This is a genomic window from Streptomyces coerulescens (genome assembly GCF_042657965.1).
GTDB classification, from domain to species: domain Bacteria; phylum Actinomycetota; class Actinomycetes; order Streptomycetales; family Streptomycetaceae; genus Streptomyces; species Streptomyces coerulescens.
The window spans coordinates 109928-119676 of the sequence record NZ_JBHSKM010000023.1 but is presented as its reverse complement, the minus strand read 5'-3'; the positions used below and the strand labels follow the sequence as shown (position 1 = coordinate 119676).

Annotated in this window: 10 protein-coding genes; 2 read left to right on the top strand and 8 right to left on the bottom strand. The window is 70.2% G+C overall.

What is annotated here, in order from left to right; all coding sequences use genetic code 11:
* Window positions 1–88 precede the first annotated feature (88 nt).
* The 8 genes from ACFPQ9_RS29420 to ACFPQ9_RS29385 form a co-directional block, all read right to left on the bottom strand.
* Window positions 89–2155, bottom strand: a complete 2067-nt coding sequence (locus tag ACFPQ9_RS29420; protein WP_380859833.1) for a pectinesterase family protein — start codon at window positions 2153–2155, stop codon at window positions 89–91.
* A gap of 90 nt (window positions 2156–2245) precedes the next feature.
* Window positions 2246–2626, bottom strand: coding sequence for a hypothetical protein (locus tag ACFPQ9_RS29415; protein ID WP_380859830.1), 381 nt, complete (start codon window positions 2624–2626; stop codon window positions 2246–2248).
* 107 nt (window positions 2627–2733) lie between these two features.
* The gene (locus tag ACFPQ9_RS29410; RefSeq protein WP_380859827.1) at window positions 2734–4176 is read right to left on the bottom strand and encodes a HAMP domain-containing sensor histidine kinase; all 1443 of its coding nucleotides are present in this window, start codon (window positions 4174–4176) and stop codon (window positions 2734–2736) included.
* The gene (locus tag ACFPQ9_RS29405) at window positions 4173–4907 is read right to left on the bottom strand and encodes a response regulator transcription factor (RefSeq protein ID WP_380859824.1); all 735 of its coding nucleotides are present in this window, start codon (window positions 4905–4907) and stop codon (window positions 4173–4175) included. The genes ACFPQ9_RS29410 and ACFPQ9_RS29405 overlap by 4 nt, the downstream gene beginning before the upstream one ends.
* A 63-nt stretch (window positions 4908–4970) precedes the next feature.
* Window positions 4971–5162 (bottom strand): hypothetical protein, encoded by a 192-nt coding sequence (locus ACFPQ9_RS29400; RefSeq protein WP_380859821.1) that lies wholly within the window; start codon window positions 5160–5162, stop codon window positions 4971–4973.
* An 11-nt stretch (window positions 5163–5173) separates the two neighbouring features.
* Entirely contained in the window at window positions 5174–6208 is a 1035-nt protein-coding gene (locus ACFPQ9_RS29395; protein ID WP_380859818.1) for a S1C family serine protease, read from the bottom strand.
* Window positions 6209–6442: 234 nt separating this feature from the next.
* Window positions 6443–7465, bottom strand: coding sequence for a LacI family DNA-binding transcriptional regulator (locus ACFPQ9_RS29390; protein ID WP_380859815.1), 1023 nt, complete (start codon window positions 7463–7465; stop codon window positions 6443–6445).
* A gap of 126 nt (window positions 7466–7591) precedes the next feature.
* On the bottom strand, window positions 7592–8371 hold the full coding sequence (locus tag ACFPQ9_RS29385; protein ID WP_380859812.1) for a response regulator transcription factor: 780 nt from the start codon (window positions 8369–8371) through the stop codon (window positions 7592–7594).
* A 171-nt stretch (window positions 8372–8542) separates the two neighbouring features.
* Here ACFPQ9_RS29385 and ACFPQ9_RS29380 point away from each other — a divergent pair, with 171 nt between their 5' ends.
* Together ACFPQ9_RS29380 and ACFPQ9_RS29375 are read left to right on the top strand one after the other, a co-directional pair.
* Window positions 8543–9430 carry an alpha/beta hydrolase gene (locus ACFPQ9_RS29380; protein ID WP_380859809.1) on the top strand — a complete coding sequence of 296 codons (888 nt, stop codon included), beginning with the start codon at window positions 8543–8545 and terminating at the stop codon, window positions 9428–9430.
* Between the two features lie 64 nt (window positions 9431–9494).
* Window positions 9495–9749 carry a MoaD/ThiS family protein gene (locus ACFPQ9_RS29375; protein WP_346181720.1) on the top strand — a complete coding sequence of 85 codons (255 nt, stop codon included), beginning with the start codon at window positions 9495–9497 and terminating at the stop codon, window positions 9747–9749.

Genomic DNA, 9749 nt, shown 5'->3' with positions numbered 1-9749 from the left:
GCCGGGCGCGGGAAACTCGTGATCGGCTCTTGGTCCGCTCTTGATGATCTCCCGCGCCCGCCTTGACCTTCCGGCCGCCCCGGGGCCTTCAGGACGCGGTCGGCGTCCAGTCCCCGAGCCAGTCGGCGACCTCCTGCCCGGCGGCCTGAGCGTCGGTCAGCTGGGGCCGTTCGGTGCTCGCCGGGCCCGAACCCGCGCCCGTGTTCCGGTACTCGGCGAACCGGTCGTCCTTCCAGGAGAACCCGCTCATATCGGTCCACGGGGTGGACTTCACCGCCGCGCTGAGCGTCGTGTTGCGCACCGTCGTCTGGGGGTCGAGGGTGGCATCGCCGCCCGCGTGCCAGGGCCGACCGAGGTAGAAGCTGGACCCTGAGACATCTCCGCTGACGGCCGAGTTGGCGATCAGGATGCCCTTGCGGTTCGCGGCCGTGCTCGGGGCGGTGACGTACCCGCCCGAACTCCCGTCCCAGCGCTTCTTCAACGTGATGACGGACCGGTCGATCACGGCCGTGGCCCGGCCGAAGACGAAGTCGACGTTGCCCAAGACATAGGAGTTCGCGACGTACACCCGGCCGAGCCGGTCCTTCGCGGCCGTGTCCAGCAGCAGCGTGTCCTGGTCGCCGTCGACGATGACGCCGTCGAGGAACACCTTGTCGGCGGCGGTGCGCAGCGCGACGGCCTGATGCCCGCTCAGGTTCTGGTTCGCCTTCTCGTCGAAGTCGTTGGAGACGGTCAGGTTGCGGGCCTGGAAGTCGTCGGCCTCGACGGCGACGGTCGCGCTGCCGGCCGTGCCGTACGTCCCGGAACCGTCGGGCCTGGGCGTGCCCGCGGCGTTGCCGTGGACGATCACGGTGTCCTTGCGGCTGCCGCCCGTGCCCTGGATGGTGACGTGCGGCTTGTCGGCGGGCACCTTCACCGTCTCGCGGTACGTGCCCGGCCTCACGGCGATCACGACCCGCGAGGCGTTGTTCGCCGGTACGGCGTTCACGGCCGCCTGCACGGTCGCGTACTGCCCGCTGCCGTCCTTGGCGACGGTCAGGGTGGTGGCGGCTTTCACGCTCACGGTGGAGGAACCGATGGAACTGCGTGGCCCGGCACCGGACTTGAGCAGCGAGGGAACATTGGAGGCGGCGTCCAGCGTGTACGGGTAGTACGCCTTCGGATCGAAGGCCGCACCACCGCTCTCATTACGGCCGCTGGTGCCGGAGAAGACATTGCCGCGCTGGACGAGGGTGGCGGTGGCGTCCTTGATGACGGCGTTGTTGATGCCCTGGAAGTAGGAGTTCTCCAGGAGCATCGCCGTCCTGCCGCGCGAGTAGTTGCCGTACGACGACTTGATGCCGGTGCCGGCCACGTCCTCCAGGAAGTTGTTGTACAGGTGCGCATGGGCGGCGTTGTCGGTGGACGGGTTGCGCTGCTCGGTCTCGCGGATCCAGTTGTGGTGGATCGTGATGTCGGTGACGACGTTGTCCGTCCAGCCGATCCCGAAGGCCTTGTTGTCGTCGCTCAGCTTGTTCCAGGAGACGGTCACGTTCGTGCTGTCCTTGCGGACGTCGATGAGGCCGTCGGCCATGTGCCGCAGATCGTTGTGGTCGATCCACACATGGTGCGCGCCGTCCATCTGGATCGCGTCGAAGTCGTGCTCCTTGTCGTTCCAGACGCCCTGGTACGCGTCCCGGATGGTGAGGTTCCGGATGATGACGTTGTGCACGCCGGCCCCGAGGAAGAACCCGCCCCCGACGATGTGCCCGGAGGTCCCGGACCCGACGATGGTCTTGTCGGACCGAACCTCGATCTCTTTCCCGACCGGGTTCATGTTGATGGTGGCGGCGACGACGATGACGTACGGCTCGGCGGCCGTGGCGTACTTCTCCAGCTCGGCCTGTGTCCTGACGGTCACGACCTGCCCGTCACGTCCTCCGTAAGTACCGTTCTGTCCCTGCGAGTTGACGGAGGCGAACCCGTCGGCGACGGCGGTGGCCCAGGCGGGAGCGGCTGCGGTCGTGGCGGCGGCCCGCTGCTGCGCACCGGCCCCGGGCAGACCGAGGTCCGAGCCATAGGCCAGGGCCCCGGCGAGGGTCAGCACCAAAGGCACCCCGACCGCCGGCACCGACCTGCCTCTGCGATGACGCGCCTTGCTGCGGTTCTCATTCATACGGCGATCCGTTCCGTGCGGGGGATGGTCCGAGGATCGGTTGCCGCGCGGGGCGCAGAGGTTGCCGTCAGGGGTGGTCCAGGGGAGACATCAGGAACTGGCCGTGCGGTTCTGTCGGCTCAGATGGACGGCGTGGAACAGGGTGCCGACCGCCGCCGCGCCGCTCAGTAGCGAGCCGAGGGCCGAGATGAGTGTGCCGGCGTCGCCGCCGTCGCCACCGCCGGAGGGCACGGCGATGACGGTCTGGGTCACGACGGTCGCCGGGGTCGGGGGTGCGCTCGGACCCGACGGGTCCGGGGTCGGTGCCGCGGGCGTGCTGGTGTACCAACTCGTCGACGGCCGGTCCCCCGAGTGCTGGTCCCCGTCCGACGGTGACATCACTGCCAGAACGAGGAGCGAGACCGCACCGGCAGTGAACGCGAAGCCCAGCGCGACCCACAGGGCGATTTTCGATTGCGAGTTCTTCGACATGGCTCCCCCTTGCCTCCAGCGTAGGGGGAAAGGACCAGGAAGTAGATCTACTTCCCGGCCCCTTTGTACGAGCAACTCGCCTCAGCAAAGCTGGAGATGGGCCCCGCCTAGAACTCCTGCGGCTCCACGGGCGGCGGCGTCGGCGCCCCCGGCAGTCGTACCGTCGCCACCGTGCCGCCGCCGTCCGCGTGGGAGAGGGTGACCAGGCCGCCGGCCTGCTCGATCGTGCGGGCCACGATGGACAGGCCGAGGCCCGAACCGGGCAGGGCCCGGGCGCCAGGGGAGCGCCAGAAGCGGTCGAACACGTAGGGGAGTTCCTCGGGCGGGATGCCGGGGCCGTGGTCGCGCACGGTCAGGACGCCGTCGTGCAGGGCGACCTCGATCGTGCCGGACTCGGGGCTGAACTTCACCGCGTTGTCGAGGATGTTCACCACCGCGCGCTCCAGTGCCGCCGGTTCCGCCCGTACGTACCAGGGCTGGAGGTCGGCCGTGATCGTCAGCTCCGGGCCGCGCAGCCGGGCCCGGCGCAGGGCCGACTCGACCGTGTCCTCCAGCGAGATCACCTGGACGCGCTCACCGCGCTGCCCTTCCGAGCGGGACAGCTCCTGCAAATCGCCGATGAGCGCCGCAAGCTCGGTCATCTGCGCCTTCACCGACGCCAGCAGCGCCTTGCGGTCCGCCTCGGGGATGGGGCGGCCCGTCTCCTCGCTGCGGGTGAGGAGTTCGATGTTCGTGCGCAGTGACGTCAGTGGCGTACGGAGCTCGTGGCCCGCGTCCGCGATCAGCTGCTGCTGCAGCTCGCGGGAGCTCGCCAGCGCCGAGGTCATGGAGTTGAAGGAACGGGACAGTCGGGCGACCTCGTCCTCCGCGTCGTCCTCGACCGGGATGCGGATGTTCAGGTCCTCGGTGCGGGCGACGTGCTCCACGGCCTCGGTGAGCTTGTCGACGGGGCGGAGGCCGGCCCGGGCCACGGCGAGACCGGCGGCTCCGGCGCCGATCACTCCTACGCCGGAGACCAGGAGGAGGATCAGGGCGAGGTCGTTGAGGGTGGACTCCGTGCCCTTGAGGGGGACCGCGAGCTGGAGGGCGACCCCCTGCCCGTCGTTCTGGTCCACACCCAGGTACCGGGTCAGCACGCGTACGTCGTTGCCGTCATCGTCGGTGCCGTTGCGGAAGTGGACCTCGTTGAGGTTCGCTCCCTTGATCACGTCCTGGTCGGAGCCGGTGACCTTGACCGTGCCCGGGGAGTTCTGGTCGACGCAGGGGTCGCCCTCCTCCTTGATCGCCTGGACGTAGTCGTTCCGGCCCGGGAACACCTGGGTGTTCTCCTGGGGGTTCTGCGTACAGCTCTGCAGGAGCGCGGCGACGGTGCCGGGCCTGCGCGCCATGTCCTTCAGATCGTCGTTGAGCTGCTCGTACAGCTTCCCCTGCACAAGGAACCAGCACGTCACCGAAACCGCCGCCACCGCGAACGCCACCGCCGCCGCCACCAGCAGCGCCAGCCGGGACCGGATCGGCAGGGAGCGGAACCGGCGTAGCACCTTGCTCACTCGGCCCCGCCCTGGCGCAGCACATACCCCACGCCCCGCACCGTGTGCACGAGCCGCGGCTCGCCGCCCGCCTCGGTCTTGCGGCGCAGGTACATGACGTACACGTCCAGCGAGTTCGACGACGGCTCGAAGTCGAAGCCCCAGACCGCCTTCAGGATCTGCTCGCGCGTCAGCACCTGGCGCGGATGCGCCATGAACATCTCCAGCAGCGTGAACTCCGTACGGGTCAGCTCCACCGGCCGCCCACCCCGCGTGACCTCCCGCGTCGCGAGGTCCATGCGCAGGTCGGCGAAGGTCAGCGCCTCGTCGTCATCGGACGGCCCTGATCCGGTCGCCGCATACGAGCTGCGGCGCAGCAACGCCCGTACGCGGGCGAAGAGTTCGTCCAGTTCGAAGGGCTTGACGAGGTAGTCGTCAGCGCCCGCGTCCAGGCCGGTGACGCGGTCGCCGACCGTGTCGCGGGCGGTGAGCATGAGGATCGGGGTCGTGTCGCCCGCGCCGCGGATACGGCGGGCGGCCGTGAGGCCGTCCATGCGGGGCATCTGGATGTCGAGGACCAGGAGGTCGGGGCGGTAGGCGGTGGCCTTCTCCAACGCGTCCGCGCCGTCGACCGCGACCTCCGTGTCGTACCCCTCGAAGGCGAGGCTGCGCTGGAGTGCTTCGCGCACCGCCGGCTCGTCGTCGACGATCAGGATGCGCTGGGGGTCACGGTCGCCATCGGCGGGACTCATGGGCTCGGATCCTTGTGGAGAGAGGAGAAGGGGGCTGGACTGCGCTTTCAGCGTCGCACGTCCTCAGCCTCGTACGGTACGGCGGCGCCCGCGGCCCGCGGAGGTACGGCGGCCCGCGCTCGGAGGGGCGGTCGTCGCCAGCTCCGGCGCCCGGGGAGGAGCCGTCGGCGGGTTCAGGGCGCCGGCGATGGCGAGCGCCAGGGCGAGGTCGGCGGCCCCGGTGCCGGCCGAGGAATGCTCCACCTGCGTGATCATGACGTGCTCCTTCAGCTCTGCGAGCCGTCCCGCAGCTTCGCCAGGTCGGCCTTGACGGTGTTGATCGGGATGGCGAAGCCGAGGCCCACGCTGCCCGCGTCCGACGAACCCGAGCCGGCCGCCGAGTACATCGCCGAGTTGATGCCGATGATGTTGCCGTTCATGTCGATCAGCGCGCCGCCGGAGTTGCCGGGGTTCAGGGACGCGTCGGTCTGGAGCGCCTTGTACGTCGTCGTGGACGAGCCGGTGTCACCGTTGAACTGCTGACCGCCGAACTCGAACGGCCACTGCCCGTTGCCGCCGCCCCCCTGCTGCCGGCCCTCGTCCGTGGAGACGGTGACGTCACGGTTGAGCGCGGAGACGATGCCGCTGGTGACGGTGCCGGTCAGGCCCTCGGGGGAGCCGATCGCCACGACTTCGTCGCCGACCTGGACCCCGTCGGAGTTGCCGAGGGTGGCCGCCGTCAGACCGGAGGCGTTCTGGAGCTTGATCAGCGCCAGGTCCTTGCTGCTGTCGGTGCCGACGACTTCGGCGGTGTACGTCTTGCCGTCGCTGGTCGTCACCTTGACCTGGGAGGCGCCGGAGACGACGTGGTTGTTGGTGATGATCTCGCCGTCGCTGGTGATGATCACCCCGGATCCGGTGGAGGAACCGGCGTTGGACTGGGCGTTGATCTCGACGATGCTCGGGCTGACCGCCTTGGCGACCCCCGAGACCGTGCCCTTCTGGCTGGAGGGGACGACGTTGGCGCTGGTGGAGCCGGCGGTGGCGACGGTGTCGTTGCCGGTCAGCTCCTGGATGCCGTAGGCCGTGCCACCACCGATCGCCGCGGCGACGATGGCCACGGCGGCGATGAGCGCGACGGGGCCGCGGCCGCGCCTGCCCCGGTGCGGACGGGCGACGGGCTCGGTGAGGAGAGCGGTGGGCGCACCCGGCTGGTGCGCCGGCGGGGGCGGCCACTCCGGGTTCACGGGAGAAGAGGCGTGCTGCTGGGCGCCCTGGTACGGGTTGTCGTAGTCGCCGCTGCGGCGGAGGCTCTCGGTCATGGAAATGAGCATGTCGCCCGACGATGAGAGCTTCCTGAGTGCTCCCTGAGAAGCCCGGCAGAAGGCCGTATGCCCGATGTAAGGACGCTTCTGGCAGTGCGCCGAGCCTTCTCAGAATGGCTTAAGGGAAGCCGACCGAGGGGCGCGGGGCTGTATCAATATGCGGCTCTGCCGCGTGGGCGCGAGAAACCACACACGACGGTCAGCCGCCCGACGACGGAAGCCCCCGAGCTCTCAGACGCACCCACACGAGCGCCGCGCCACCAACCTCGACGGAAACACCTTCAACCGCTCCCGCCGGGATCCCGCGACCCGCAACCCGTCATCGAGGACCAGATCCACGGCGGCCCGCGCCATCGCCGACCTGTCCGACGCGATGGTCGTCAGCGGCGGATCCGCCAGCGCCGCCTCCTTGATGTCGTCGAACCCGGCGACGGCCAGCTCCCCCGGCACATCGATCCGCAGCTCGCGCGCCGCGCGCAGCACACCGATGGCCTGGTCGTCGGTGGAGCAGAAGATCGCGGGCGGACGGTTGGGCCCCGCCAGGAGGTCCAGCGCTATGCGGTACGCGTCGTAGCGGTTGTACGGCGCCTCGAACAGCCGCCCCTCCGTGGGGATCCGCGCCTCCGCCATCGCGCGCCGCCAGCCCTCGACGTGGTCGGAGACCGGGTCGCCGACCGCCGGGGTCTCCGCGGTGCCGCCCATACAGGCGACGTACGCGTAACCGTGCTCGAGGAGATGGCGTACGGCGAGCTGGGCGCCGCCCAGGTCGTCGGTGACGACGGCGACGTCGTCGATGGCCTCGGGCCGCTCGTGGAGCAGGACGACCCGGGCGTCCCAGGCCTCGATCTCGGCGGCGGCCAGGTCGTTCAGGGCGTGCGAGACGAGGATGAGCCCCGAGACGCGCATTCCCAGGAATGCCCGCAGATAGTGGACCTCGCGCTCGCCGACGTAGTCGGAGTTGCCGACCAGGACCATCTTTCCGCGCTCGGCGGCGGCCCACTCGACCGCGTGGGCCATCTCCCCGAAGAAGGGCTGGCGCGCGTCCGGGACGATCAGACCTATGAGATCCGTGCGCCGCGAGGCCATCGCCTGGGCGACCCGGTCGGGCCGGTAGCCCAGTTCCTTGATCGCGGCGAGAACGCGCTCGCGCGTGGCCGGGGCGACCGGCCGGGGTCCGTTGTTGATGACATAACTGACGACGGCAGTGGACGTCCCTGCCAGCCGCGCAACGTCATCGCGAGTCACCTTGGCCACGCGCGGAGTCTACGCGGATGGACCCCTTCTGGGCAGGGCGTGAAGGAGCTTCCCACTTGCTGGACTGCCGCCTTCCCGCGCGGTGCCGGGAAAGCGATGTCCGGCGTGAGTGTCCGTCGCGTCCTTCTACGCCTCGGCCCGGGCCTCGGCGGCCTCCCGGGCGCCCGCCTCGTCCACATCTTCCGGCTTTGCCTGGGCAGCCTTGGCCTTCGCCTCCTCGGCGGCCCGGTCGATCTTCTCCGGAGTAACGAATCGATAACCGACGTTCCGGACGGTTCCGATCAGCGACTCGTGCTCGGGCCCGAGCTTCGCGCGCAGCCGTCGTACGTGGACGTCGACCGTCCGGGTGCCGCCGAAGTAGTCGTAGCCCCAGACCTCCTGGAGCAGCTGGGCGCGGGTGAAGACGCGGCCCGGGTGCTGGGCGAGGTATTTGAGGAGCTCGAACTCCTTGAAGGTCAGGTCGAGGACCCGGCCCTTGAGCTTGGCGGAGTAGGTCGCCTCGTCGACGGACAGGTCGCCGTTGCGGATCTCCATGGGGGAGTCGTCGTTGACGATCTGCTGGCGGCCCATGGCGAGCCGCAGGCGCGCCTCGACCTCCGCGGGGCCCGCGGTGTCGAGCAGGACGTCGTCGATGCCCCAGTCGGCGGTGACGGCGGCGAGGCCGCCCTCGGTGACGACGAGGACGAGTGGACAGCCGGGGCCCGTGGAACGCAGCAGCTGGCACAGGCTGCGCACCTGGGGCAGGTCACGACGGCCGTCGACGAGGATGACGTCGGCGCCCGGGGTGTCGACGAGGGCGGGTCCTTCCGCCGGGGCCACGCGCACGTTGTGCAGCAGCAGGCCGAGTGCCGGGAGCACCTCCGTCGACGGCTGGAGGGCATTGGTCAGGAGCAGCAGAGAACTCATACGTCTGGTTCCTCCTCGGTCCCTGCGAGGACGTGGGCGGTACGGATCTGCTCTGCGATCCCGAAGGCCCCGTACACCTGCGGTTTCCCGCTTCGTATACAACGCTTCCGAAAGCACAAAAGGACCCGGGGGCTACGCTGCCCGAGTCCTCTGTCCAGCAGAATAGCCGACATGGGCGCTGGCACGGCAGGTCATAGGGCACGATCCACGGTTCGTCCGAACTCTGAGACGACCAGACGTACACCTATACGGACGTTTCTGCACACCGACGACGGGGTGACGGTCGATTCCGTATACGACCCGGCTGCGGTCGTATACGACGCCTCCCGTCCATCTGCCGGTGACCTCGTGTTCGTCGTCGCCCATGGATTCACCGGCGATGTGGACAAGCCTCATGTGCGACGGGTGGCGCAGGCCCTCACCCGGCACGCCGCGGTCGTCACCTTCTCCTTCCGCGGCCACGGCGCGTCCGGCGGGCGCTCGACGGTCGGGGACCGCGAGGTGCTCGATCTGGCCGCCGCGGTGCGCTGGGCCCGTGAGCTCGGGCACACGCGCGTGGCGACCGTCGGCTTCTCCATGGGCGGCTCGGTGGTGCTGCGGCACGCGGCGCTGTACGGCCGTCCGGGTGTCGGCGACGCGGAGATCGGCTCGTCCGGCCGCGGCGGGGCGGGCACGGACGCGGTGGTGTCGGTGAGCGCCCCGGCGCGCTGGTACTACCGGGGCACGCCCCGGATGCGCCGGCTGCACTGGCTGGTGACCCGGCCCGAGGGGCGTCTGGTGGGCCGCTACGGATTCCGTACCCGGATCCATCACCGCCGCTGGGACCCGGTGCCGATGTCCCCGGTCCGGGCGGCGGGGCACATCGCCCCGACGCCGCTGCTGATCGTGCACGGCGAGCTGGACGGCTACTTCCCCCTCGACCACCCCCGGATGCTGGCCGACGCGGCCGGTGACCACGGCGAACTCTGGCTGGAGCCCAGGATGGGGCACGCCGAGCACGCGGCCACCGACGACCTGCTGGCCCGGATCGGGGACTGGGCGGCCGGCCGGGCGGGCTAGCCTGGGCGATGCTCACCGCCCGGCGCTTCCCGGCGGTGATCACGTCGATCGATTGAGGAACGAGATGGCAAAGGTCACGGTGCGCTACTGGGCCGCCGCGAAGGCCGCAGCCGGGGTCGCCGAGGAGCCGTACGACGCGGCCACGCTCGCCGAGGCACTCGACGCGGTGCGTGCGCGACACCCCGGGGAACTGACGCGCGTCCTGCGGCGATGCTCGTTCCTCATAGACGGTGACCCCGTGGGCACCCGCGGACATGAGACGGTACGGCTGGCCGACGGCGGCACGGTCGAGGTGCTCCCGCCGTTCGCAGGAGGGTGA